Source organism: Synechococcus sp. 'PEA 65AY6A-5F PE A' (genome assembly GCF_047462575.1).
In the GTDB taxonomy this organism is placed as follows: domain Bacteria; phylum Cyanobacteriota; class Cyanobacteriia; order Thermostichales; family Thermostichaceae; genus Thermostichus.
This window is the reverse complement of sequence record NZ_JAOALE010000001.1, coordinates 39742-63050: the sequence shown is the minus strand read 5'-3', so window position 1 is coordinate 63050 and position 23309 is coordinate 39742. Positions and strand designations below refer to the sequence as shown.

The window sequence follows — 23309 nt, the reverse complement described above, 5'->3', positions numbered from 1 at the left end:
ACTGTGAGGATTGGTTCTCCCGCCCCCAACCCTTATGCCGGCATAAGAGAGCAGTTGGGAAGCAAAGCCAGAAGCCGCTTTGCCACCTGCTCCTGGCCGGGGGCTTGCGGCGGTGCGTCTGGCTGGCCGGAGTTACTCCTCTATTTGCCAGGGATCCTGCGCCAACTCCTCGTCGAAGATGCGGGGGGGACGCACCGCCATCAGCACTTGGCCCAGCAGGGGAGAGGGGGGCGAATCCTCTATCCACTCCACCGCCACAGCTCCCCCTCGATCCACCAGGAAAACCCCTGCCCTCCCTTCCCAGGTGCGAACGGCGCGATCCGCCACCAGCAAAATCGGATCCTGTTCTTCTTCAGGGGCCACCGGCCAGCCCAACAGGGATCCCAGCAAACCATTGTCCACCTGCAGGGCGACTGGGTCGGCGGCCCTTTGAATGGCCGGCCAAGCGGGCAAGGCCATCCACGTCTGCCCAGCCACGCTGGTGACCCAACCAAAAAGGCCTTGAGGCTCAACGGCAGGGATCTGCTCCCAGGTGGCGGTAGAAAGAGGCAGGGATCCGGCCACCGGCAGCAGACGGGGCAGATCCTCTTCCGGGCGAAACACCGAAAGCCTGGGCAACGGCTTGCGCTGGGGTTGGGAGCCGGGAGCCAACGTCGACAAGAGCCGCTCAACCTGTTGGCGGGCTGTTTCGCTGTGGGCATACTGAAAGGCGCGGCCAATGGCCCGGGTTCGCTCCTGGAGATCGCGGGTTTCCTGGGCAGTTTTCCAGGCTTGGTAAGCCACCGCATCGCCGGGGTGATCCGTGAACCCTTCCGGGAGCTGCCGCAGTTGGGCATAGTTTTTCACAGCCCGGGCGATCTCGTGGGCCTCATCGGCACCCAGGTTGCGGCTGACAACCAGCTCCGCCACCCGGACGCGATCCTGAGGCGAGAGGATGCGCAACTCGTAGAGAATATCGCTGCCTTTGTGGGCAAAGTGCTCCAAAACGGCTGAGCTGGCTCCTGCTTTCGCCATTCCTTCGTAAACCTGGGCGGCGACAACGATCTGGTTTTGGTGGGCGGGCTCAAACCCGGTCGCCTCGAAGATGGCCTGGGGAGTCATTTTCTGTCGTTGCAAGCTTTGGCAGGCCTTTGCCCAATCCAGCCACCCCCCCTCTTTGCGCTGCAGCCGGCCCATCAACAGGCTGGGATCCTCCTCCGGGGCAGTGGGTTCCGGCAAATGCTGACTCATGGCCAGGCTTCCTCCGCAACGACAATAGCCCAAAATGAACGCATACAGAACCAACCCATCCAATACAGTAAACTACCCCATGGCTATAGCTTGCTTCCGCGAAGCGGTAGCCGGGGGCTTTGGGAAATCCTGTAGCCGGCAAGCCAGCCGCGGATCCCTGGGCTGGTTGATAAGGGCAGCCTCAAATAACATAGGCCTACGGCCCACTAACGCGGGGGGCAGCGTTGGAGCTCGCATCCCCTTCCCGCCCACGTGCAAGAGTGACCCCGCAACCGCTGGCCAACCTGCAAACACAAAAGGATAGCTCGGTAGCCTCGTACTTTAGGGCGGGGCGGAAAAGCCCGTAGGCAACTTGAGTTGCTCATAATGGTATCGTTGTTACCGAGGCGTGCCGTTCCCAGGCAAGCACCTCATCACGATGAAAAACTCGACCGGTGGCCAGCGTCTGGGAGATGCCAACGTCTCAGCCAACCTGCAAGGACTCTGCCCCCTGACGCGATCAGAAAAGTCAGCAGAACCTTGGGGCCTTGCCTCAAGGAACTGTCTAGCTAGAGGCGCTTTGGCAGCGCCTTTACGAGCCCGTTTGTGAACTACGTTAAGCATCCCCCGCCTTCCGGCGGAGGGAGTGTCAATTGCTCTCGGCGCTCTCTCGGCACTCGCCCTCCGTCACCTGAATTCGATGAAGTAGCCGCGCCTTTTCTCCTCCCCTGACCCCCCATCCAGATCCAAAGGGATCCCTCTCCCGCCATACCAGAAGATGAACTGGGGTGGGCAAAGCAAACTAGCTCATGCTGACCCGGCTGCGGTCATAGGTGAGACGGAAGGTGGGATGCACCTTTCCTTGGATGCGGTTCCAGAAGTTGCGCACATTGGCCTGCAGGCCAACCCGCTCCGTGCCACGCACCAACATGGCTTGCTGACGAACCCGAATCGCCCGTTGGTGGCCCATCATCAGGCGGCGAGCCAGCTCATCCAGAACGTGAGAACGGCCAGGAGCAGGTGCCTCGGCTGTCTGAACGGTTTGAGCCGGCGCTGCAGCAGCTTCGGAACGATAGGCCGCGCCCCGATAGAGCAGGTCAAGCTTGGTGGGCAAAACCACCGGCTTGCTCAGGTGGCGAAATCGCCAGTCCAGCCCCCGATAGCGACCCCCCACTTTGCCCGGAGAAACAGTCACCGTCGCCGGCGAGTGGGTGTAACCAACGCCACGGTAAGAGAGTTCCATGATCTTCATCTTCGCCTCCAAACGTATATGGTCTGTATCCACTTCACTTCCTGAGGAGTGACCCGAGATGTCCCGTGGACAGTCCCAAGGGTTAAGGCGCGTTCCTTCGGGATAGCTCCCTACTTCCGTCCTCCGGCTGCCGTCTTGCTCCACGATAAGCCAAACAGCAGGCGAGAGGATGAACGATTTCTTTCTACATTTTGTATTATAAGCTACGGTTTTGAGGTATTGCCACCAACTTTTAACGAAAATTTCCACTGATCCTCCCTTTGGCTGGCCAAGAACCCAGCCTGAATGAGGCGGGATCCCCTGCGGGAGCCGGTTTGCAGCGCTTTGGGTTGGGCCCAGCCTTCCACTCTGTCCGCAGGGCCGAAGAAAGCATTATCGTGGAAGAATCCTCAGGATTGGCTACAAAAGTTCATACTCCTGGTGGGGTGTCTCTGTGCAGGAAGACTTTCGCCTGATTCTGGACATCGTGACAGTGTTGGCGGCAGCGGCGGCGGGTGGTTTTCTGGCAGCGCTGCTGAGGCAGCCGGTGTTGCTTGGGTACCTGCTGGCAGGGATCCTGGTGGGACCAACGGGGCTGGGGTGGATCAAGGAGTTGGTGCAGGTGGAAACCCTGGCCCAGTTTGGGGTGACCTTTTTGCTGTTCAGCCTGGGAGTGGAGTTTTCCCTCAAAGAGTTGCGCCAGGTGCGGGGGATCGCCATTGGCGGCGGCGCTTTGCAGATCGGCCTGACCATCGCGATCACGGCGGCGCTGGCAGTGGCCAGCGGCTGGCTGACGCCGGTGCAGGGGATCTTCCTGGGGGCAGTGCTCTCTTTGTCTTCCACAGCGGTGGTGCTCAAAAGCCTCACCGAGACCAACCAGATGGGCACGCCCCAGGCTCACGCCATGCTGGGGATCTTGATTGTGCAGGATCTGGCGGTGGGGCTGATGCTAGCGGTGTTGCCGGCTTTGGATTGTCCTTTGCCGGAGCTGGCGGGATCCCTGGCCAAGGCGCTGGCGGAGATTGGCCTGGTGGGGCTGGGGGCGGTGGTGGGCGGGATGTGGCTGGTGCCCGCTTTCCTGCGCCTTTTGGCGCAGCAGGAGAGCAAGGAGGTGTTTTTGTTGGGGGTGATCAGCCTCTGCGTGGGGATTGCCCTGTTGACAGAGCGGCTGGGCATTTCCAGCGAGATCGGGGCCTTCCTGGCCGGGCTGATGATCTCAGAAGTGGAATACGCCGACCAGACCCTGGCCTATGTGGAGCCGCTGCGGGATGTGTTTGCCGCCCTCTTTTTTGCCGCCATCGGCATGCTCATCGATCCCAGCTTTATCGCTGCCCACCTGCCCTTAATCTTAGGGTTAGTGGGGCTGGTGATGGTGGGCAAGTTTTGCCTGGTGGCCCCTTTGGCCGGTCTGTTCGGCTACCCGCTCCCCTCAGCGGTGTTGGTGGGGCTGGGCCTCTCGCAGATCGGCGAGTTCTCCTTTGTCCTGGCCAGCGAAGGGCAAGCGCTGGGGCTGGTGTCGCGGCAACTGTATTTGCTCGTCGTCAGCACCACCGCCGTTACCCTGCTGGTCACTCCCCTTCTGCTCAGGGGCGCGCCGCGGCTGCTGGCAAAATTACAAGGGATCCCTTTCTTTGCCCGTTGGCTGGAAGCGAGCGAGCGGCCCCGCGCCCTGTCCCCCGACGCTCCCCAACAGGATCACGTGGTGGTGTGCGGCTATGGACAGGTGGGGCAGGACATCGTGCGCATCCTGGAAGCCCGTCGCCATCCCGTCTTGGTGATCGACCAGTCGGAACGGGTCATCCAACACCTGCGCTCCCGTGGGATCCCCTATCTCTACGGCAATGCCGCCAGCGCCCCGGTGCTGGAGAAAGCTGGCCTGCCCCGCGCCCGCGCCCTGGTGATCGCCCTGCCGGATCGCCTGAGCATGCGCCTTTGCCTGAAACGGGCGCTGGAACTGGCGCCCCACCTGGATGTGGTGGTGCGGGCCACCCATGAAGAGGACATCGAACAGCTCTATCAGTTGGGGGCCAGGGAAGTCGTCCACCCGGAATTTGAGGCCAGCCTGGGCTTGTGCAGCCATGTGCTGCTGAAGCTGGACGAGCCCCTGGAGGTCATCCAGCAGGAGATTCTGGCCATCCGCAGCAGCCACTACCGCGATTTGCGCCCTCCTTACCCCAGTTGTCTGATCCCCACCCCCGTGAGCTGGCCGGCGCAGCCCCCATCCCCGCCGCTCCTCGGCCATGCCAACGGCAGCCGCGACAGCGGCCCACCCGAGCCTGCGACCGCCTGGTGGGAGCACTGGCAGCGCCCTGTACAGCCGGAATGGGCAGGGATCTCGGGCTCGGCTGAGTAGATAGAGACAAAACCCCTCTCAGGGGAGCTAACCAGGATAGGGGATCCGCAGGAGCTGGTTGACCGGTGGGTGAGCCACCTGCACCTGTTTGCCGTCCGGCCACTGGATCTGGATGGCTTCTACTGCCGACTCGGATCCCAGGCCAAAATGGGCCACCGGCTCCATCTGGCAGAGGTAGCCGCTGCCGGCGTCGATGGGTCGGATCTGCGTGCGGGTAGAGGTAACCAGGCGTACCAAGGCGCCGCGGGCTGGGGATCCCTGGCGGGTGAGGGGCAGAACTCTCAGCCAGTTGTTGCCAGGGGCCAGCGGACGGTAGAAGCTCAGGGGCTGGGCGCCCGATTCTCCGTGGGCAACGAGCAGCTCTAGGCAACCGTCCCCATCCACATCCGCCACCGCCGCTCCCGTCCCCAGTCCCTGCGGCTCGACAGCATCTCCCATGTCGATAGCCTGCCAGCAGCCGGAGCGCCAGCCAAACAGCCGGTTGGGCTCGCCGATGTTGTTAAAAAACAGCTCTGGGTAACCGTCGTTGTCGAAGTCGGCAGCGATCACCGTGCGGATGCGGGAGGGCCTGGCCAGCTCGGGAGGGGCCACATTTTTGAAGACGCCGCTGGAAGTTTGGATCCAGAGGCGATGCGGCCCTTCCCAGTTGCCGTACACCAGGTCCAACCGCCCGTCCCCATCCAGATCCACCGCTGCCACCCCCCGTCCGTGCTCGCCGGGATCCGCCAACCCCACCTCGGCGGCAATTTCCTCAAAGGTGCCATCCCCGCGGTTGCGAAACAAAAAGTTGGGCCCCTGCTCGTTGACGGCAAAAATGTCCATCCGCTGGGAAACCAGGGGCACGGCCACCAGCCCCCGCCCTCCCGTTACCCGGTTTACCCCCGCCTCTGGCGCCACATCGGCGATCATCTGGCCGGCGGACAGCTCGTAAAGGCGCATGGGGCCGCCATAGTTGGCCACGAAAAACCCGTACCGCCCCTGGCCAAAGCGATCCACGCAGGCCACCGAGCGACCTGCCGTCAAGTTGAGGGCATCTTGGTTGTGGGGCAGAGAGAACAGATCCACCCAACGGGATCCCTGCCAGTCGAAGAGGCGATCCCCAAAGCGCTTGCGCCCGCCGAAGGTATCAGTATTCAAGACGTAGAGTTCTTCTTGCCCGTCGCCGTCGAAGTCGCCGGCAGCCACCCCAATGGCCATCCGCCCTGCATCGGCCAGAGTATCGTCCACCAAATCCACCAGCGCCTGGCCGTTCCACTTCAAAACCCGATTCGGGCCGCGGAAGCCGCACACAAACAGCTCAAAAGCCCCGTCCCGATCCACATCGCAAATGGCAACTCCATAGGAAAAAGCAGGCGGGTTGAACTGGATGAGGGAGCTGCAATCTTGGAACATGGGGATCCCGTCGTAGGAGAGGCAGGAACTGGTGGGGCTCCAGACTCTAATGGTATGCTAGATCCTCGCTGTCGCTTCCCTTTCAACCATGCCACGCATCAAATCTGCCATCAAGCGCGTCAAGATTGCGGAGCGAAATCGCCTGCGCAACAAAGCTACCAAAGCCATGGTGCGCGCGCTGATGAAAAAAGTCATTTCTCTCTCCTCTGCTTACGCCGCCAACCCCCAACCGGAAACCCTGCAGGAGATTCAAGCGGCGATGAGCGCTGCCTTTAGCCGCATCGACAAAGCGGCCAAAACAGGGGTTCTCCACAAAAACACAGCCGCCCGTCGGAAGGCGCGTTTGTCTCGGATCGTGCAACGATCCCTGGCCGCCACAAGTGCCTCCTAAGACAGGGTCTTGGACGGGCAGGGCCCAAAGGTCTCTACTGCTGCCCCGGAAGCAAGCTTGAGCATTTGCTTACCGAGCTTTTGTTTGACACTCCCACCCAGGGGATTCTTACGCAGCCCAAAATGAACTCGTAAAGGCGCTGTCAAGACGCCCCCAGACAGTCTTTTGAGGCATAACCTCAAAGTTCTGCTTGCTTCGGATCTGTCTGGTTGCGCCGCTGTTGGTTGACACGCTTCTGGATCCCCCGCCCCCACACCCCCCGTATACGGGGGGATGGACCTACATACCTGCACAGCCAAGTTGCTGGACAGCCCAAACCGTGCATGGATTTCGCGGTCGCTCAGAGACTGAAGCTGAAGAGCGTTGGTTATCTTCTCTGGCGTGTTTTGGTTGGCAGGCCTGGGCAAAGGCATCCAAAGTTGCATCCAGCTTTGTGGCTTGCGAGGCAGATACCTTGAGCTTGCAGAAGACAGTCAGGACTTGGGTCATGCAGGTTATATTAGGCGCTATCCCTCCCCACCGTACAGACGATGGGGAATCCCGCGCGTTTTCTTGAAATAGAACTGACCGCGCGGCCACTGTCGGTGGCGGAAGCAATGCGGGAAATCCGGGATCCTGTATCGGCCATGGCCCAGAAGCTGCCGATGCTTTTGGCCGTAGAGGTGCCCAGGGGAGATTCTACTGTCTCAGAGTCGGGGGATTTCTCCTGGGAAGCGATCAACACCGCCGCTTCCCCACCCTGCCGGGCTACCGCTGGAGTGGAAGGTTCCAGCGTGGGCTGAGAGGCTTCTGCTGGGCAGGTGAAAGATGACTGCGGCGGCCTCTTGCCAGGGGAGGTTTGTGGGGCCTTGCCTGTCCTGACGGCAGGGGGTACGGGAGGAGCCTTGCCGGCGATCTTTCCCCATAAAGCCTGGAGGAGTTGCCACATGGCTAAGTTGGCTCCTGAGCGAAAGGGCAGCGAGGGATGGTGCTATCCTGCCATGCTCTGACCTGAGAATCCACCCCCTCTGCAAGCCTTGCTAGAGCAAAGTCATAACGAGTATGATTAAGGAGCTTACCTAGGGAGAGAATTCACCATGGCGCAAATTCGCGAGATTCCCTTGGCCCAAATTCGTCGCCCCTTGCCGCGGCAGACGGATCCGGAGAAGGTGCGGGCACTGATGGCTTCCATCGAAGCAATCGGGCTGCAGGAGCCGATCGAGGTTTTGGAAGTGGAGGGAGAGTACTACGGGTTCTCGGGCTGCCACCGCTACGAGGCATTTGTCCGCTTGGGTAGGGAGCGGATTCCTTGCCGGGTGCGCAAGGCAACGCCTGCCGTCTTAAGACTCCACCTAGCCTAGAAGGGATCCCTCTCTCCCAACCTATTTTTTGTCGCTCGACTCTTCCCGGGGGATGTAGCCCCGTTCGTAGGCAAAGCGCACCAGTTGGGAGCGATTTTCCAGAGAGAGCTTGCTGAGAATGTTGGTCAAGTGGGTCTGCACGGTACGCGGACTGATGAACAGCTTCTCGCCAATTTGCTTGTTGGTGAGGCCGCGGATCACTTCCCGGAACACCCGCTCTTCGGCAGGGGTGAGGGGGAGATCTGCCAAGGTGGGACGGGGGGCAGCTTCAGCTTTGGCCTGGGTCTGCTGCTGGATTAGGCGCAGAATCTCCAACTGGGTGCGGCGGGCTCGTTCGATTTGCGCCTCGATCTTGGCCACCAGCTCCAGCGGCTCGAAGGGCTTGATGATGTAGTCGTCGGCTCCCCACTCGTAGCCCTGAACGCGGTCATCCAGCTCGCTGCGAGAGGAGAGGAAGATGAAAGGAACGAGTTCGCCGCCCCGCTGTTGGCGCAGTTGGCGGCAAAACTCGAAGCCATCCATTTCCGGCATCACCACATCCGATACCACCACATCCGGCTGCTCTTGGGCAAACAGGCGCAACCCTTCTACACCCGAAGCGCCTGTACAAACCCGATAGCCGTGCTGGGTGAGGTGGCGGCTCAGCACCTTTAAGGAGAGGGGATCGTCATCTACGACCAATACGCGCTTCATGATGACCGGGGAGAGGCTGTTGAGGAATGGTTGAGGCGTAACAGAGGGATGACTTGAGGGCAGTGTTCAACCCTTGCCGCAAGATTGAAGTTTAGACAGGGATACTGGCAGTCAACTATAGATAGATCCTTGCCCCATGATAGTTTCGGAAGCGGTCTGGCTGCCGGCTCAGGCGGACTGGGCCTAAGCTCCCATCCCGGAGTAGTGTTGCAAACCCTTGCGCCACAGCCAGCGGTTGACCAGCCAAAACAGAACCAGCCAGGCCAGGCCCATGGCAAAACCGCGCGGGATATCTTGCGGGATCCCCACCCAGAGGCTGGCGGGAAAATGCACCAAGTAGGGAAAGGGCGTCCAGGCCAAGGCCTGACGCACCGCCGGCGGAAACACCTCCAGAGGGGCGATCACCCCTGAGAGAAATAGGTACACCAAAAAGTGGAATTGCTCCAAGGCCGATATTCGCTCCACCCAAAAGGCCAGCAGCGCCAGGGTGTACTGCATGAGAAAGCGCAGGGCAAACGCCAACAAAATGGCCAGGGATCCCAGCGCCACTTGTTGCCAAGACGGGATCCAAAAAGCGCGGGGGTAGAGCAGGAAAAAGAGGGCAATCAAAGCCACGGTAAAGGGGAGGCGGGCCAGGCGTTCCATCAGGTGGCTGGCCACATGGTGCCAAGCGGGATCCAGAGGCTGCAACAGAAGGGGCGAGAGTCTTCCCTCCACCACCTCCCGCTCAAAGTCCCAGATTACCCAGATGATGCTGAACTGGCGCACCAGGAACACGGCCAGGAAATAGCGGATGAACTCTAGGGAAGACAGCGAGAAATCTCCTGAACGGGCCGCCTCGCTCCAGAGCCCCATCATGATCAAGGGCAGGGATCCGGCCAAGGCCCACAGGAGCAGCTCCGCCCGGTACTCCAGCATGTAGGCGTAGTAGGCGGCAAAGAGCGCGCTCAGCTTGCGAAAAAAGGCGTTCATTGAGGTTCTGAAGGGGCAAGGGGGTACAAGGTGGGCAACAGGCTGGCCAAATTGACCACCGCCCCCACCACGACAATGGCGGGCGGCGCCGCAGGCGAGGGCTGACCGGCCAGAGACTCCAAACGGAGCAGATGAATCTCTTGCTCCGGGGTGGTGCCCCAGCGGATCAAGGCGACTGGGGTAGCGGGATCTTTTCCTCCCGCTAACAATTCGGCAGCGATGTAGCCGAGGTTGTGCATGCCCATGTAGATCACCAAGGTTTCTACGGCCTCGGCTAGGGCACGCCAATTGACCTGGGGGCGGTATTTGCCTGCCGCCTCGTGGCCAGTAACAAAAGCAACCGAGGAGCTGAGGTCGCGATGGGTGAGGGGGATCCCGGCATAGGCGCTGGCGGCCATGCCCGCTGTAATTCCCGGCACCACCTCCACCGGGATCCCGGCCTGCACCAGGGCCAGCATCTCCTCTCCCCCCCGCCCAAACATGAAGGGATCCCCGCCCTTGAGGCGCACCACCACGGCTGCCGTCTGGGCTTTCTCGATCAGCAAGGCGGTGATCTGTTCCTGAGGAAGGGTGTGGGCGCCGCAGTGTTTGCCGGCGTAGATCCGCTCTGCTGTGGGCGGGATCAAATCCAAAATGGGGGATCCCACCAGGGCATCGTAGATGACCACGTCCGCATGGGCGAGCAGGGCCTTGCCCTTCACCGTCAGCAGTCCCGGATCCCCAGGTCCTGCCCCCACCAGATACACTTTGCCCATCTCGAGTCCCAATGGTTTTCCGGAGATATCTATTCTGCTGGAACAGGACAGTTTTGACCAACCAACTCTACTTCCAGGTCAGACAGGCCGTCTGCAGGGTCTCCTGAATGGCCTGCACCAGTTGGGGATCCCGCCAGAGGGGCGGCTCCACCGTGATCTGCAACAAGGGCCATTCTCGCTGCAGCCGCTGAGCCTGTTCCTGTAAAGCGCGCAGCAGACCGCCCGGAAAGAGAAAAAACGGCAGCACCCGCAGGCGATACTGGCCGAGGCGCAGGCAATGGATTACGGCCGCTTCCAGTGTGGGGGGCTGGGCGGCAAAAGCCACATGCAAGCGGATTCCGGGCAAGCGCTGTTCCAGAGCTTGGATCCCGGCCTGGAGCTGGGCGGCAAATCCCGGCAGGCGGCTGCCATGGCCAAACAGGATCCAGCCGTGGGTCAGTTCCCCCAACCGCTGCGCCGCTGCCACCCGCGCTGCCACCAGATCAAGCAGGGCTGGATGCTGGCCAATCGGCGGTGTCAACAGCAGCTTCAGGTGCGGCCAGCGAGCTTGAACCTGCTCCAGGGCAGCCGGCAAGTCCTCCTCCACATGGGATCCCCCGCCCATAAACAGCGACAGCAGCACCACCGGCCCCTCCAGGCGGGCTGTCAGGTGTCTGTGAATCTGCTCCGCCAGGCTCAGAGGCTGACCTTCCAACTGGGCCAGCTCCACCGGTTGAGGAGCCAGCCGCTGCCGCACCCGGGCCAGCAAATCCGCCGCCGCTTGCTGGTATTCGGGATCCCGGCTGCCGTGACAGACCAAAAACACCAGGGGAGGTGAAGACATGACAGAGCTTAGGGATCCAGACGCACTTGTTCCATTTTGCTCCCTACTGGCAAGGTTTCGCGCCAGATCTGGACGTATCATTTGAGATAATGTACACGCCCCTTTTCTAGACTCGCCGGCCCTTTCCCAGGGTTTCATGTCATTTGAGAACCGCTCCACTGCCCCCGAACTGCTGATCCACGTTTTGCGGGAGGGCTTGACCGAATCTACCCATTATTGCCAAGCCGTGGTGGCCGATAGCCGCGGGCGCTCCCTGGCCGTAGCCGGCAAAAGCACCACACCCGTCTTTGCCCGCTCTGCCCTCAAGCCCTTTCAGGCGCTGGCCATGCTCTCCACCGGCATCCGCGAGCGCTATCGGCTTGGCGAGAAAGACATCGCCATCATGTGCGCCTCCCATCAGGGCACTACGGCCCATGCGCGGCAAGTGTTCAGCATGCTCTGGCGCGCCGATCTTTCCCCCGAGCTGCTGGTCTGCCCCACCCCACCCGGCAAGCCCAGCCCCCTCTGCCACAACTGCTCCGGCAAACATGCCGGCATGCTCCTGGCCAGCCGCGCTCAGAACTGGACTCTGCAGGACTACGCCCAGCGGCAACACCCCGTCCAGGCCCTGGTGCGGGCCAAGTTGGCCGACTTGTTGCAAATGCCCTCAGAAGAGTTTTTGTTTGCTCGTGACGACTGTGGCGTGCCCACCTACCAGCTACAACTCAACCACCTGGCTTCCCTATATGCCCAACTGACCGCCGGCGAGCGGCCGGACTTGGAGGCCATCGCCCGCGCCATGACCCACCACCCCGAAATGGTGGCTGGTGAGGGATGTTTCGACACCGAATTGATGCGGGCCACCCAGGGAGAGTTGGTCAGCAAGTCCGGCGCCGAAGGGATCCAGTGCATCGGACGCGTCGGAGAGGGGATGGGCCTGGCCATCAAGGTCCAGGATGGAGCAGCGCGGGCCAAATATGCCTTGGCTTTGCACCTGCTGCAGCGTATGGGCTGGATTCAGCCTGCTGCTGCCGAAATGTTAGGGGAGCGCTTCCTTTCCATTGGCCCTTACACCCGCCTTGAGGTGGAAGGGGAACTGCGTATGCCTTGAGCCCTCAGCGCTGGAAAGGGTTTTGGAAAGGATTCGGGCTGGAGCTCTGCCCCTTGTTGCGGTACTTGGGGTTGATGGTCAGGGTGCCGGATCCCAGGCCCCGCTGCGCCAGAAACTCCAGGTTGCGGCGGCGCATGGTGGTGTCGTAGTCGTTCTTGACGCGATCTTCCAGGATGGCCACCTGCTGCAACGCGCTCAGCAAAATGGCAGCCGCCTGTTCGGAGGTGTAGCCATTTTGGGAGGCGTAGCGCACGGCAAACTCGTCGGCTGCCACCTGGGCCTTCTGGCCTTTCTCTGCTTTGCGCAAAAGAAACACCGCCGACGCCGCCAAGCCGGCTGCCAAGCCCACGCCCAGGTTATCCCCCATCTGCAACTCCACCAAAATGCCCATGCTGCCGGCCCCGATCAGCGCGGGATACAGCAACAGGGCCGACCAGTTATCCCCCAAGGCCAGCTCGGTGGCCATCACCGCTTCCCGCAAAAAGTAGATCTTTTGTTGGTCAGGGCTCAGCTTCTGCCAGCGGCTGAGGTCAATGGCGAAGCGGGTGTACTTCTGCCAGGGGAAGCGCCAGAGCGGCTGCACAACCCGAGATTGGTCAGGGGTGCCGATCTCGATCTGCACCTCGGGGCGGATCTCCACCGGGAGAAACTGGATCAGGCGATCGAACTCAGAGATAGTGTACATACTGGCACGGCAGAGTCGCGGCTGGAGATGGAGATCATCCCCATAGTAAGGGATCCTAGCTTTTTCTGCAGACTGGTTCCAAGAGAGGCTGTGGCGATGGGATGGCGAGAGCCGGGATCGCTCTGCACCAATCCTTATCATCAACCAGGGATCCCCCCGACTTTGTATCGGCTCTCTATCGGTAATTGACAAATTGGAGCGCCACCGGGTAATCCTGCTGCTTGAGCATTTGAATGACCGCCTGCAGCTCATCTTTGTCTTTGCCGGAAACCCGCACCAGATCCCCTTGAATGGAGGGCTGCACTTTTTTGAAGTTGTCGCGGATTTGTTTGGCAATCTGCTTGGCCAGCGCCGCATCGATGCCCTTTTTCAGCCGAACCACCTGGCGCACCCGGTTGCCGCCGGCACTCTCCGGAGGTTGAAAGTCGAAGATCTTTAGGGAGAGGCCCCGCTTGGCCGCCTTGGTGAGGAGGAGATCGCGAATGGAGTTGAGAGCCATCTCGCTGGCGGTGGTGATGGTCAGGGATCCCTCCTCCAGCTCGATTTCTGTCTGAGTATCCTTGAGGTCATAGCGCTGTTTGATCTCCCGCCGGGCTTGATCCACGGCATTCACCAGTTCCTGCCGGTCGAAGTCGCTGACGATATCGAATGAGTAGGTAGAGGCCATAAACTGTATCTTCGCTACCGCTCCGTATCTTAAGCCCTCAGGCCAAGCAGGGATCCCCAACCCCCAAAGAAGCTACAACAGGTAAAGGGATCCCAGTCCAGATTTGCGGAGAAGCAGGATGGCCGATGTTGTTTTAATTACAGGCGCTTCCGAAGGCATCGGCAGGGCCACGGCCTTTACCTTTGCCCGTGGCGGCTACCGCTTGGCGCTGGCTGCCCGTACCGCCGAAACCCTGAGACAAACCGCCATCGAGCTGGAGCAAAGCCTAAACGCCGAGGTCTTGGCCGTTCCCACCGATGTCACGCAGCCAGAACAGGTGCAAAACCTGGTGGAGAGAACCCTAGAACGCTATGGCCGCATCGATTGCCTGATCAACAACGCCGGCATCTGCCTGAAGGGCCCTTTTTTGCAAACCACCCTGGAACACTGGCAGGCGCTGATGGCGGTCAATTTTTGGGGCTACCTGTACACCATCCGGGCCGTGCTCCCCGATATGCTGAAGCGCAAAAAAGGTCAGATCATCAACGTGGGATCGGTCGGCGGCAAGATGCCCCTGCCCCAAATGAGCGCCTATTGTGCCAGCAAGTACGCGGTCAGTGGGCTGACGGAGGCGCTGCGGCTGGAACTGCAACCCCACGGGATCCAGGTGATCGGCGTCCATCCGGGCATTGTCAGCAGCAATTTTCTCAAGCGAGCCATTTTTTTGGATGAGGGGGGGCCGGAGTCCTCTCCCGATGGCCAATCGCAAGCCTCAGGTGGGAAAGCCCGCGAGCAAATGCAACAGGCGCTGGAGAGTTTTTGGGCCAGCCGGCCAGAAGAAGTGGCCGCAGCCATTTGGGACGCCGCTCGCCAGTCCAAGTCGGAGGTGGTGGTGGGCATGGCCCAATGGGCAGTAGGAGCCTATGCCCTTTTCCCAGAGCTGGTGGGCCCGCTGCTGCAAAGGGCCGCTGGCCGACCTTGAGATTTGGCAGGTCATCTTAGGCGATTCTGCAGCTCTGCCAATTCTGGAGTCGAGCTTCTATTCTATAGTATGGTGCTAAGGTTAGATTCGGGCAGTTGCAGCGGAAGGGATTATGGTTGATTCTGCGCCTTCTCCTCCGAGTGCTCAGCAGCACATCTTGGTCGTGGAGGATCGAGATGGCCGCCGCAGCCAGGTGCTGACCTCTGCGAAATACTTCATTGGTCGCGACCTGGCCAACGACATCTGCCTTAACTCCCAGTACGCCTCCCGCTACCACGCCATGCTGCTGCGCGTTCCTGCTGAGAAGGAGGGAGAGTACTACTACCGCATTCTCGATGGCGATCTGGAGGGTAGGCCCAGCACCAACGGCCTGCTGATCAACGGCCAGAAAATTTCTACCCACCAACTTAAGTCGGGGGATGTCATCAGCTTTGGTCCGGACGCCAAGGCCACCTACATCGTCAAGACCTCCTAGTTCGATCTGGGTTGGCCTCCCTCTGGAAAGCGCAATTGCTGTCGAATTAGCAGCAGCAAGGCCAGCACCAGCGCCACTTCTGAGAGCAAGGTGGCCGAAGCCGCCCCTCGCCAACCCCACCTCGGGATCCAAACCGCATTCAAAAGCCCGTTGAGCCCCAGAGCCAGCAGTTGCAGGCGGCTGCGGGGCTTTTGCAACCCTGACCCGGTGAGCAGGTGAGACAGCAGCAGGTGGATCCCCTCCAGCAAGATCACCGGGCTAAGCCAGCGCAGGATGAGGGCCGTCTCTTGGTAAGCCGACCCCAGCACCCAAGGGATCCCGTAAGAGCCCAATGCCACCCCCAAGGCGGCCAAACTGCCGTAGCCCGCCACCCAAGGGGAAAGGTGCCAGGCGTAGCGGCAGCCCTGCGGCAGGCTTTTCTGTCCTTGGCGGCACAGCTCGGCAAAGTGGCTGGTGAGCAGAGCGATCATCGGCGTTTGCGAAAAGTTGATCACCCGGTAGGCAGCGCTGTAGAGCCCCCCCGCTGCTGCCGAGGCCAGGCGGGGCAAAAGCAGCTTGTCCAGGTCGGTGAAGGTTTTGGCCGCCGCCAGCCCCACGGCAAAGTCCCAGCCCGCCACCAGCCGTTCCCCCAGATCTCTCCAGGCCAGGGGGGGAGAAGGCTTGCTCCACCGCCCCATCCCCCGCGCCATCAGCAGCAGCACCGCCAGCACCATCAGCCCGTAGAGAATGGCCCATTGGGTTAGGGATCCCCAGCCCAAGGCCACCGCCAGCAGCACAGCCCCCAATCGCCCCAGCGCCATGCCGGTGTCGATGAGGGCCACGCCGGCAACTTGCTCTTGCCCAATCAGGATCCCTCGGTACACCTCAGGAATGGCGATAAACAGCAGGTCGCTGGCCAGCAGGATCCCTACCAGCAGGGGAGAAGTCTCCGCCAGCCAGAGGCTCAGGAGGGGCGCCAACAGCAGCGCCATCCCGCCGCAGCCCAGTCCGGCCAGCCACAGGCTGGGACTGATCTCCGGGGCAGCCGCGGCAGATCTCCGGTTGCTTAGGCGCTGGATCAGCAATTCCGATTGGCCCCAGTAGCCAAAGGGGGCAGCTAGGTTGCTGCAGGCCAAAATCGCGGAGAACACTCCAAAAGCTTCCGGCCCCAACAGCCGCGCCAGCAGGATGAAATAGGCCCCGGACAACCCCAGGCGCAGGCCATTGCCCACCATCAGCCAGGCAGCCTGGCGTAGCCGTTGTTGTTCTGCTCTATCCACGCTGCCACTCCTGGACGAGGCTTGCCAGAGCCAGGGATACTGGATGGATGCTGAGAGGGCCCGTCCAAGAGCGGGCATCTCCTCTTGATTTTGGGTGTATCGGTTGCAATTCTTCTGGCAAGTTCATGGCCAAACTCTACCCCGTCAGCAACGCCGCGCGAAGCCCCCACACCTTGGCAGGACGGGATCCAAAAGCCCTGTTCTCCCCCCATTCCAGACCGCCTGCCCCCCGCCGGGTGCTTCCCCCACCCCCGCCGGACGGCGGTAGCCCTCGTTGGCTGGGATCCCCGCCAGCCAAAGCGGTGGGCCAGGGCTACCGAGCTGTTGTCTTGCTCCTGCTGGCCAGCGTGTTGTTGTTTGGAGGGCTGGGATCCCGCCTGGCCTACCTGCAACTGGTGCGCACCCAGTATTACCGCCAGTTGGCCGATACCAACCGCATTCGTCTCTTGCCCCAGCCGCCGGAACGGGGGCGCATTGTGGATCGCAACGGCGTGTTGTTGGCGGGCAGCCAGCTCTCCCACTCGGTCTTCCTGTGGCCGCTGGTGCAATCGCGGCAGGGCTGGCAGGAGACGATCCCCAAGCTGGCCCGGTCCTTGAACATGGCTCCCGAAGAGATTGCCCAAAAACTGGAGCAGGCGGGCTATCGCTCCCCGTTTCCGGTGCGCATCCTGCGCAACGCCAGCCCCCAGGTGGTCACTCAACTGGAAGAGATGAGCCGCGAGCTGCCGGGGGTGATGGTGGAGGCAGAGACGGTGCGGTTTTATCCCCATGGCGACCTGGCCGCCCACCTGCTGGGCTATACCGGCGAGATCTCGCAGGAACAACTGCGGGCCGATCCCAGCTATCGCCTGGGGGATATCGTCGGCCTGATGGGCGTGGAGGAATTGTTCGAGAGCCATCTGCGCGGCCAATGGGGCGGGCGCCAGGTGGAGGTAGACGCCATGGGAGAAGTGCTGCGGGTGCTGGGAGAGCAAGCGCCTCGACCGGGCAACACCCTGCAGCTGACTTTGGATGTACGCCTGCAGCAGGCAGCGGAGCAGGCCCTGGGCCAGCAGAAAGGAGCAGTGGTCGCCATGGATCCCCGCGACGGCTCGATCCTGGCCATGGCCAGCTATCCCACCTTTGATCCCAACCTCTTTTCCAGCCGCATCACCCAAGCCCAGTGGGAGAGCCTGCAACAGCGGGACTTCCCCTTCCTCAACCGCGCCCTGCGGCCCTATCCCCCCGCCAGCACCTACAAAATCATCACCACCGCCGCCGGGATCGAGTCGGGAGCCTTTCCCCCGGATACGGTGCTGCAGACCGGCCCCTACATCCAGGTGGGCGGGTGGAGGTTCTGGGACTGGAACCGGGCCGGTTTCGGGCGGCTGAACTACCGCCAGGCGATGGCCTACAGCAGCGACACCTTCTTCTACCAAATTGCCCTGGGCACCAAGGCCGCCCCCCTGCAAGAATGGTCGCGCCGCTTCGGGCTGGGGCAATTGACCGGGATCGGCCTCAAAGGGGAAGCTGCTGGGCTGGTGCCCGACGCCGAGTGGAAACAGCGCCACTGGCGCGAGCCCTGGTACGTGGGCGATACGGTCAACATGTCCATCGGCCAGGGATTTATCACCGCCACGCCGCTGCAGATGGCGGTGGTAACAGCAGCGGTGGCCAACGGCGGCTGGCGGGTTCGCCCCTTGCTCTCGCAGCAGGTGATCCCGGAAAGCCCCGTGCCCCTGCGGCAGAAGGTGGGTCTTTCCCCCGCCACGCTGGAGATCCTGCAGCAGGGGTTGCGGGATGTGGTGGTCTACGGCACCGGCGGCAACGCCAACCTGGGGCCGGGCTTTCCCCCCACCGCCGGCAAAACCGGCACCGCCGAGGATCCGCCGCGGCGCTCCCACGCCTGGTTTGTCGGCTATGCCCCCTACGACCGGCCCGAATTGGTAGTCGTGGTCTTTCTGGAAAACAGTGGCGGCGGGGGTGGATCCCGGGCCGCCCCGATCTTCCGCGAGGTGATGCGGGCCTACTTCCAACGTGACTCGTGAGGCCCTGGGCGCGACTTGCCCCGGCATTCGAGGGGAGTGGATATTAGGATTATCGGTTGATCTCTCTTTGTTCCCAAAAAATTCCACTCAGCCCCCCTAAAATCCCTTCTCCAACCGGCTTCTGCCCTAACTTGGCTGTAGAATATGTCAGTGATTTGGAGCCAAACTGCCACAATCCTGCCATTCGCGCCAGCGGCGCCTTGGCGCAGTGCAGGGCAAGCCCCGCTCCTAAAAACTGAGAACACTCTGGGCCGTGGTTGCTTCGCAGCACCTCGCAAGTACGCGGCCAGAGTCTGTTTTAACCCTATTGCCTAACTCACGAGGAGATCAGGATGAACAAGGCAGAGCTTGTGGATGCCGTCGCTCATCGCGCCAACGTAACCAAAAAAGAAGCTGAAGCTGTCCTGACGGCGGCGCTGGAGATCATTGTCGAAGAGGTCGCATCCCGCGATGAAAACGGTGAACCCAAAGGAAAGGTGACCCTGGTGGGCTTCGGCTCCTTTGAGGCCCGCAAGCGCAAACAACGGGAAGGTCGCAACCCGAAGACCAACGAGAAGATGGTGATCCCAGCCAGCATTGTCCCGACTTTCACTGCAGGCAAAACTTTCCGCGATGCGGTGGCAGGTGGCCACAAGTCTTCGGGAGTTTGACGGGATCCCAGCCGTTCGCGCTCCTCAGGCGGAGTTCTCTCAGCGAACCTGGGCTTTGGGATGGACAGGCGTGCAACGGCCTCAGCATGGTGGCAATCGCGCTTGGGGGGCAGCCATTGCCGGCTGCCCTGCCGAGGCTATTTTGGATTTTTCGGCCAGCCTCAACCCCCTGGGTCCGCCGCAGTCGGTTTTGCAAGCTCTGGCTCGGGCCCTGTCGGCGTCGGATCCAGTTGCGATTAGCCGCTATCCGGATCCCGACTACCGCGAGCTGCGGGCCTGTTTGGCGCAGCGCTGGGCGGTCGATCCGGAGTGGATCTTCGTGGGCAACGGGGCGGCGGAATTGCTCACCTGGGCGGCCCGCGATGCCCAGGGACGGGAGGTTTGGCTGCCCCGGCCGGCTTTTGGGGACTATGAGCGGGCCCTGCGGGCGGCGGGTGTAACCCTCAGGGGTTTGGATCTTTTGCCCTCTCAGGGATCCCCCCCCTTGGCCTTGCTGCAGAAAGAGATCCGGGCGGACAAGACAGGCCGGGTGCTCTGGCTAAACAATCCTCACAACCCGACGGGCCGGCTTTTCCTCCGGCAAGACATCTTGCCCCTTCTGCCCCAGTTCGAGCAGGTGGTGGTGGATGAGGCTTTTATGGACTTTTTGCCAGGAGACGCCCCGCAGGAGCTGCCCCCTCTGGACGCCAGCTCAGAGGTGGGAGAGCTGCCCCGCAGCCAGACTTTGATCCCTCACCTGGAGGCCCACCCCAACACCATCGTCATCCGTTCGCTGACCAAGTTCTTTACCTTGCCCGGCTTGCGCATCGGCTTTGCTGTGGGGCATCCGGATCACTGGCGGCGCTGGCGGCAGTGGCGGGATCCCTGGAGCGTCAACGGATTGGCGGCGGTGGCGGCGGCGGCGGCTCTGGCAGATGAAGACTTTCGCCGGCGCACCCTGGCCTGGCTGCCTACGGCGCGGGAGCATTTGCTGAGAGGTCTACAGGGGCTACCCGGCTGGGATCCCTGGCCCGGCCAAGCCAACTTTGTGCTGGTGCGCTGCCCTGGCTCCGCTACGCAGATTCAAGAAAAGCTGTTGCGGCAGCACCGCATCCTGGTGAGGGATTGCCTGAGCTTTCCAGAGCTGGGGGATCGCTATCTGCGCATTGGCCTAAGAACCCTGCCGGAGCAGGAGCAGTTGCTATCGGCCTGTCGAGAGATCTTGGAAAATAGCTAGAGAGCTTCTTTCTGGCGAGAGGGATTATGGTTGAGGTGGTGACTCCCCTTTGGCGGGAGTGCGAGGCCTCTATCGTGAAGGGGGTGGCCCACCACAGCGATCTGGAACTGCTGCGAGCCTTTCAACGGCAGCCGCAGGCGGCGCGCTACTTCATCGCCCTGTTTTGCCGCTACTGCGCCTGGGTGGATGGGATCCTGGCCGAGCATCTGCCCCCGGAGCAGCGGGCTGCTTGGCGAGAGGAGGTTTGGCTGCGCCTGTATGCGCGCCTTCAGCATCTCGATGTCCGCACGCTCCAGAGCGAGGGGGGCGGGGATCCGGTGCTGGCACCCTGGCTGGCGGCGCAAATCCGCGAGCTGATCTGGCCTTTTGCGGGGCGGTCTGACGGCGCTGCTGAGGGTGAGGCTGCCCCTCCTCAAACTGCGAGCGCTGGTGCAGCGAAGCCCCCTCTTTCGCCGGCATTGGCCTGTTACCTGAGCGCGGCTCTGGACAACTTGCCGGGAGATATGCGCTTTATTCTGCTGCTACGGGATCGGTTTGGTTGGTCGCCGGAGCGCATCGCTGCCCAGCTCAAAGCTGACAGGTACTACCTCGCCCCAGAGGAGGTGGATGCCATTGTTGCCTCCGCTCGCCAGCTCCTGCTTCAGCATCTGCCGGCAGATGTGCGCGCCCTCTATCTTGCGGCCAATCCCTAGAAGAAGGCCTTCGGCTTGTGGCATGGTAGTGATGGCTTGCCTTTGTCCCTGGGGTTGGCTCTGTGGTTAAGCGGTTCTCGGGTTCAGCACCGGATCGGTTCTGCTGGCTTCCTAGCTCTTAGTCTAGCGAGGGTGAGTTGCCTATGAGTTTTTCTCCACTTCCCTCAGATGCTACTCGACCCCTACCGAGGGCCCCGCAAGCCCAGCCGACTCCTCAACTGACGCTTCAGGAAGCGCTGAGCTGCTTGCATCTGGATGAGCTCAAGGAATTGGAGCGATTTCGCCTCTGGCAACGTTTGCAGCGCAGGCCATCTGTCCCCTTGCCGTGGGCAGATCCCCTTGGAAGCGATATCCCCGTGGAGCGCTCTTCACCTGTGCTGATGCAAGAAGTCGTGGAAGACTTGGAGGAGGAAGAAACGCCACGGCCGGCGGGGGTGCTCTCCCCTCTTTGGGTCTTGCTGGTGTGGGCCCTCTCCTGCGCGGGGATCGGCTTTGGGGTGCGCTGGCTGATCTGGCCGGAAGAGCTGTCGCTTCCCCAAACCGCTGTCCTGGCCCACAAGACGGAAAAAGGGATCCCTGCCCAGGTGGATTTGGCCCGGTTGCCCTTGCTTCCCCTGGAGCCGCTGCCAGGACAGGTAGGGGAAGAGTTCTATTCAGGTGGGCTGGATCCCAGTCAGTTGGCGCTAGGGTTGGCCAACACTCCCAATCTGGAGGAGCTGCGGGTCGATCCCCTTCAGGATGTCGCCAACTTGTTGGACAGCCTACAAACCAACTTGGCCGCGGCTGCACAGAAACCTGCTCCTTCCCGCCCGAAAACAGTGGAGAAAGTGGCAGCCAGCCTGGAGCGCCCCTCCCAGCCCAAAGTGGCCACTGTTTCAGAATCTTTGCTCACGGTGCCCCTGCACAGCAACGATCTCGATTCCTTGGGGCCTAACCGTGGCGAAGGAACTTTTTTGGTGCTGACCACCTACTCCGGAGAGGAAAGCTTGGCGCGAGCTCGGCAAGTTGCCAATGACGCTTTTGTAAGAGATGTGAACGGCCAGAAGTTCGTGCAGTTGGCAGCATTTGAACAACTGGAATATGCCCGCTACCACGCTGAAACTTTGAAGAACAAGGGCTTCAACGTCACCATTGCCGAGCAGTAGCTTTGGCCAGCGGTCGGCAGGATACCCGAAGGTTAGTTACAGCCATTCATTGACAAGTAGCAGTGGAGCAGTGAGATGCCTAGTCCCCCTCTCCCAAAGGGAGAGGGTCTGGGGGTGAGGGCCTTTGGCAGAGCGGAACGGTCGGCAGCCCCCTCCAAACCGATGCAATCCCCTCCCCCTTCCCTTTTTCGCAACCTGACCTAGCTTTTGTAATAGGCAGTGCCTTTATTGACAAAGTCCAACGTGTAGGCGGCTTGGTAGTTAATGGTTGGCTCAAAGACACCCGCCACTGTCATGCTCTCGAAGAAGCTTTGCCAACGCTCGTGGGTCATGGCGCCAATGCCCTTTTCCAGGGCATCGCCAGACAAAATGATGCCGTACTCCTTCAGCTTCTCAAAGCTGTAGGCCAACTGCTCATCAGTCATCTCCGGGTTATCCTGCTTGATGAGGCGGTAGGCGGGGCGGGGATCCTCCAAAAAGCTGTACCAGCCCTTGATAGAAGCATCCACAAACCGCTGCACCAAGTCAGGCTTGCTTTCCACCAGTTGGAGCCGCGTCTCGATGGTGGTGGCATAGGGGTTGTAGCCGTAGTCGGCCAGGAGGAAAACGACTGGCTTAAACCCTCCCTGTTTTTCGATAGCAAAAGGCTCAGAAGTGAGATACCCCTGCTGGGCCGAGCTGGGATCGGCCAAGAAGGGGCCAGGGTTGAAGTTGTAGGGGCGGGTTTGGTCGTCAGTAAAGCCGTACTTGGCTTTCAGGAAGGGCCAGTAGGTGGTAAAGGCCCCCTTGGACACGAAAATGGGTCGGCCCTTGAGCTCCTCCAGGCGCTGGGTGCCGGGATGGGCGAGGAGAACCTGGGGGTCTTTTTGGAAAATAGCCGCCACGCAGATAAGCGGGATCCCTTCCCGCACAGCGTTGATGACCCCTGCGCTTCCCCCCATGGCAAAGTCGGCGGCTCGGCCAGCCAAAATCTGGGTGATGTTGACGCCAGGGCCACCCATTTTGATGGTGACGTCTAGCCCATACTCGCGGTAAATGCCTGTGGCCACCGCCTGATAAAAGCCGCCATGCTCGGCCTGGGCATACCAGTTGGTAGCATAGGAAACTCGCTCGAGCTTGGATCTCTGGGCCACTATCAGAGTGGGGGAAGCCCGTCGTTGAGCCTGAGCCCCTGCTGCGGCCAGCCAACTGCCTCCAAGAGCGGCAGCTCCTGCTTTGAGCAGCTGACGACGGCTGAAGGTGCCGCCCTTGGGTCTAGAGGATCCAACCGAGGCCATAGGTAA

23 protein-coding genes, 1 pseudogene and 1 riboswitch are annotated in these 23309 nt (G+C 61.4%); of the genes and pseudogenes, 12 read left to right on the top strand and 12 right to left on the bottom strand.

Annotated features, from left to right (window positions below; all coding sequences use genetic code 11):
* Positions 1 to 132: 132 nt before the first annotated feature.
* Both raf1 and GG26_RS00305 read right to left on the bottom strand, forming a co-directional pair.
* Positions 133 to 1230 (bottom strand): RuBisCO accumulation factor 1, encoded by a 1098-nt coding sequence (raf1, locus tag GG26_RS00310; RefSeq protein ID WP_041438181.1) that lies wholly within the window; start codon positions 1228 to 1230, stop codon positions 133 to 135.
* Positions 1231 to 2011: 781 nt separating this feature from the next.
* Positions 2012 to 2461 carry a DUF4278 domain-containing protein gene (locus GG26_RS00305; protein WP_414388299.1) on the bottom strand — a complete coding sequence of 150 codons (450 nt, stop codon included), beginning with the start codon at positions 2459 to 2461 and terminating at the stop codon, positions 2012 to 2014.
* A gap of 86 nt (positions 2462 to 2547) precedes the next feature.
* Positions 2548 to 2639: riboswitch (Glutamine riboswitch) on the bottom strand.
* Between the two features lie 255 nt (positions 2640 to 2894).
* Between GG26_RS00305 and GG26_RS00300 the strand changes: the two genes are divergently transcribed.
* The gene (locus GG26_RS00300) at positions 2895 to 4793 is read left to right on the top strand and encodes a cation:proton antiporter (RefSeq protein ID WP_099812303.1); all 1899 of its coding nucleotides are present in this window, start codon (positions 2895 to 2897) and stop codon (positions 4791 to 4793) included.
* A gap of 27 nt (positions 4794 to 4820) precedes the next feature.
* On the opposite strand, the gene GG26_RS00295 is transcribed toward GG26_RS00300, so the two are convergent.
* Positions 4821 to 6185, bottom strand: coding sequence for a CRTAC1 family protein (locus tag GG26_RS00295; protein WP_011429809.1), 1365 nt, complete (start codon positions 6183 to 6185; stop codon positions 4821 to 4823).
* Between the two features lie 88 nt (positions 6186 to 6273).
* Here GG26_RS00295 and rpsT point away from each other — a divergent pair, with 88 nt between their 5' ends.
* Positions 6274 to 6576: a 30S ribosomal protein S20 gene (gene rpsT, locus GG26_RS00290; RefSeq protein WP_099812302.1), complete on the top strand. Its 303-nt coding sequence runs from the start codon at positions 6274 to 6276 to the stop codon at positions 6574 to 6576.
* 272 nt (positions 6577 to 6848) lie between these two features.
* Here the strand turns inward: rpsT and GG26_RS00285 are convergent.
* Positions 6849 to 7065, bottom strand: a pseudogene (locus GG26_RS00285) (RNA-guided endonuclease TnpB family protein); the annotation flags it as partial.
* A 41-nt stretch (positions 7066 to 7106) separates the two neighbouring features.
* Here GG26_RS00285 and GG26_RS00280 point away from each other — a divergent pair.
* Complete coding sequence (locus GG26_RS00280; RefSeq protein WP_143597298.1) at positions 7107 to 7358, top strand: hypothetical protein; 252 nt, start codon at positions 7107 to 7109, stop codon at positions 7356 to 7358.
* A gap of 294 nt (positions 7359 to 7652) precedes the next feature.
* A complete protein-coding gene (locus tag GG26_RS00275; RefSeq protein ID WP_011429811.1) occupies positions 7653 to 7916 on the top strand; it encodes a sulfiredoxin in 264 nt (87 codons plus the stop codon).
* A 21-nt stretch (positions 7917 to 7937) separates the two neighbouring features.
* On the opposite strand, the gene GG26_RS00270 is transcribed toward GG26_RS00275, so the two are convergent.
* The 4 genes from GG26_RS00270 to GG26_RS00255 form a co-directional block, all read right to left on the bottom strand.
* Positions 7938 to 8609, bottom strand: coding sequence for a response regulator transcription factor (locus GG26_RS00270; protein WP_011429812.1), 672 nt, complete (start codon positions 8607 to 8609; stop codon positions 7938 to 7940).
* A 183-nt stretch (positions 8610 to 8792) separates the two neighbouring features.
* On the bottom strand, positions 8793 to 9581 hold the full coding sequence (locus GG26_RS00265) for an ABC transporter permease (protein ID WP_011429813.1): 789 nt from the start codon (positions 9579 to 9581) through the stop codon (positions 8793 to 8795).
* Positions 9578 to 10336: a uroporphyrinogen-III C-methyltransferase gene (cobA, locus tag GG26_RS00260; protein ID WP_099812301.1), complete on the bottom strand. Its 759-nt coding sequence runs from the start codon at positions 10334 to 10336 to the stop codon at positions 9578 to 9580. Before cobA ends, GG26_RS00265 begins: the two co-directional genes overlap by 4 nt.
* A gap of 67 nt (positions 10337 to 10403) precedes the next feature.
* On the bottom strand, positions 10404 to 11159 hold the full coding sequence (locus tag GG26_RS00255) for a sirohydrochlorin chelatase (protein WP_414388292.1): 756 nt from the start codon (positions 11157 to 11159) through the stop codon (positions 10404 to 10406).
* A 136-nt stretch (positions 11160 to 11295) separates the two neighbouring features.
* On the opposite strand from GG26_RS00255, the gene GG26_RS00250 reads away from it, so the two are divergent.
* On the top strand, positions 11296 to 12249 hold the full coding sequence (locus tag GG26_RS00250; protein ID WP_414388289.1) for an asparaginase: 954 nt from the start codon (positions 11296 to 11298) through the stop codon (positions 12247 to 12249).
* Between the two features lie 4 nt (positions 12250 to 12253).
* Here GG26_RS00250 and GG26_RS00245 read toward each other — a convergent pair whose 3' ends face one another.
* Positions 12254 to 12934, bottom strand: coding sequence for a DUF3318 domain-containing protein (locus GG26_RS00245; RefSeq protein ID WP_414388287.1), 681 nt, complete (start codon positions 12932 to 12934; stop codon positions 12254 to 12256).
* A gap of 175 nt (positions 12935 to 13109) precedes the next feature.
* Positions 13110 to 13601, bottom strand: coding sequence for a YajQ family cyclic di-GMP-binding protein (locus tag GG26_RS00240; RefSeq protein ID WP_099884135.1), 492 nt, complete (start codon positions 13599 to 13601; stop codon positions 13110 to 13112).
* Positions 13602 to 13719: 118 nt separating this feature from the next.
* On the opposite strand from GG26_RS00240, the gene GG26_RS00235 reads away from it, so the two are divergent.
* Complete coding sequence (locus GG26_RS00235) at positions 13720 to 14562, top strand: SDR family oxidoreductase (protein WP_011429821.1); 843 nt, start codon at positions 13720 to 13722, stop codon at positions 14560 to 14562.
* Between the two features lie 112 nt (positions 14563 to 14674).
* Entirely contained in the window at positions 14675 to 15037 is a 363-nt protein-coding gene (locus GG26_RS00230) for an FHA domain-containing protein (protein ID WP_011429822.1), read from the top strand.
* On the opposite strand, the gene GG26_RS00225 is transcribed toward GG26_RS00230, so the two are convergent.
* Complete coding sequence (locus GG26_RS00225; RefSeq protein WP_414388284.1) at positions 15034 to 16296, bottom strand: lipopolysaccharide biosynthesis protein; 1263 nt, start codon at positions 16294 to 16296, stop codon at positions 15034 to 15036. The two genes, GG26_RS00230 and GG26_RS00225, sit on opposite strands and share 4 nt — an antisense overlap.
* A gap of 125 nt (positions 16297 to 16421) precedes the next feature.
* Between GG26_RS00225 and mrdA the strand changes: the two genes are divergently transcribed.
* From mrdA to GG26_RS00200, 5 genes are all read left to right on the top strand, one after another.
* Positions 16422 to 18323 carry a penicillin-binding protein 2 gene (gene mrdA / locus GG26_RS00220; protein WP_414388281.1) on the top strand — a complete coding sequence of 634 codons (1902 nt, stop codon included), beginning with the start codon at positions 16422 to 16424 and terminating at the stop codon, positions 18321 to 18323.
* A gap of 332 nt (positions 18324 to 18655) precedes the next feature.
* Entirely contained in the window at positions 18656 to 18973 is a 318-nt protein-coding gene (locus tag GG26_RS00215; RefSeq protein ID WP_011429825.1) for an HU family DNA-binding protein, read from the top strand.
* Positions 18948 to 20189, top strand: a complete 1242-nt coding sequence (locus GG26_RS00210; RefSeq protein WP_346426044.1) for a threonine-phosphate decarboxylase — start codon at positions 18948 to 18950, stop codon at positions 20187 to 20189. The genes GG26_RS00215 and GG26_RS00210 overlap by 26 nt, the downstream gene beginning before the upstream one ends.
* Positions 20190 to 20215: 26 nt before the next feature.
* Positions 20216 to 20881 (top strand): hypothetical protein, encoded by a 666-nt coding sequence (locus GG26_RS00205; protein ID WP_011429827.1) that lies wholly within the window; start codon positions 20216 to 20218, stop codon positions 20879 to 20881.
* A gap of 380 nt (positions 20882 to 21261) precedes the next feature.
* Complete coding sequence (locus tag GG26_RS00200; protein WP_240527877.1) at positions 21262 to 22026, top strand: hypothetical protein; 765 nt, start codon at positions 21262 to 21264, stop codon at positions 22024 to 22026.
* A 200-nt stretch (positions 22027 to 22226) separates the two neighbouring features.
* Here the strand turns inward: GG26_RS00200 and GG26_RS00195 are convergent, their stop codons facing one another.
* Complete coding sequence (locus GG26_RS00195) at positions 22227 to 23303, bottom strand: ABC transporter substrate-binding protein (protein ID WP_414388277.1); 1077 nt, start codon at positions 23301 to 23303, stop codon at positions 22227 to 22229.
* Between the last annotated feature and the right edge of the window lie 6 nt (positions 23304 to 23309).

What these genes read in the sequence shown, in the direction of transcription:
- GG26_RS00305 (WP_414388299.1), bottom strand. Translation starts at nt 2,461, where the DNA reads ATGAAGATCATGGAACTCTCTTACCGTGGCGTTGGTTACACCCACTCG.
- raf1 (WP_041438181.1), bottom strand. Translation starts at nt 1,230, where the DNA reads ATGAGTCAGCATTTGCCGGAACCCACTGCCCCGGAGGAGGATCCCAGC.
- GG26_RS00275 (WP_011429811.1), top strand. Translation starts at nt 7,653, where the DNA reads ATGGCGCAAATTCGCGAGATTCCCTTGGCCCAAATTCGTCGCCCCTTG.
- GG26_RS00215 (WP_011429825.1), top strand. Translation starts at nt 18,656, where the DNA reads ATGAACAAGGCAGAGCTTGTGGATGCCGTCGCTCATCGCGCCAACGTA.
- mrdA (WP_414388281.1), top strand. Translation starts at nt 16,422, where the DNA reads ATGGCCAAACTCTACCCCGTCAGCAACGCCGCGCGAAGCCCCCACACC.
- GG26_RS00195 (WP_414388277.1), bottom strand. Translation starts at nt 23,303, where the DNA reads ATGGCCTCGGTTGGATCCTCTAGACCCAAGGGCGGCACCTTCAGCCGT.
- GG26_RS00235 (WP_011429821.1), top strand. Translation starts at nt 13,720, where the DNA reads ATGGCCGATGTTGTTTTAATTACAGGCGCTTCCGAAGGCATCGGCAGG.
- GG26_RS00280 (WP_143597298.1), top strand. Translation starts at nt 7,107, where the DNA reads ATGGGGAATCCCGCGCGTTTTCTTGAAATAGAACTGACCGCGCGGCCA.
- GG26_RS00200 (WP_240527877.1), top strand. Translation starts at nt 21,262, where the DNA reads ATGCAAGAAGTCGTGGAAGACTTGGAGGAGGAAGAAACGCCACGGCCG.
- GG26_RS00295 (WP_011429809.1), bottom strand. Translation starts at nt 6,185, where the DNA reads ATGTTCCAAGATTGCAGCTCCCTCATCCAGTTCAACCCGCCTGCTTTT.
- GG26_RS00240 (WP_099884135.1), bottom strand. Translation starts at nt 13,601, where the DNA reads ATGGCCTCTACCTACTCATTCGATATCGTCAGCGACTTCGACCGGCAG.
- GG26_RS00250 (WP_414388289.1), top strand. Translation starts at nt 11,296, where the DNA reads ATGTCATTTGAGAACCGCTCCACTGCCCCCGAACTGCTGATCCACGTT.
- rpsT (WP_099812302.1), top strand. Translation starts at nt 6,274, where the DNA reads ATGCCACGCATCAAATCTGCCATCAAGCGCGTCAAGATTGCGGAGCGA.
- GG26_RS00205 (WP_011429827.1), top strand. Translation starts at nt 20,216, where the DNA reads ATGGTTGAGGTGGTGACTCCCCTTTGGCGGGAGTGCGAGGCCTCTATC.
- GG26_RS00245 (WP_414388287.1), bottom strand. Translation starts at nt 12,934, where the DNA reads ATGTACACTATCTCTGAGTTCGATCGCCTGATCCAGTTTCTCCCGGTG.
- GG26_RS00230 (WP_011429822.1), top strand. Translation starts at nt 14,675, where the DNA reads ATGGTTGATTCTGCGCCTTCTCCTCCGAGTGCTCAGCAGCACATCTTG.
- GG26_RS00265 (WP_011429813.1), bottom strand. Translation starts at nt 9,581, where the DNA reads ATGAACGCCTTTTTTCGCAAGCTGAGCGCGCTCTTTGCCGCCTACTAC.
- GG26_RS00270 (WP_011429812.1), bottom strand. Translation starts at nt 8,609, where the DNA reads ATGAAGCGCGTATTGGTCGTAGATGACGATCCCCTCTCCTTAAAGGTG.
- GG26_RS00255 (WP_414388292.1), bottom strand. Translation starts at nt 11,159, where the DNA reads ATGTCTTCACCTCCCCTGGTGTTTTTGGTCTGTCACGGCAGCCGGGAT.
- cobA (WP_099812301.1), bottom strand. Translation starts at nt 10,336, where the DNA reads ATGGGCAAAGTGTATCTGGTGGGGGCAGGACCTGGGGATCCGGGACTG.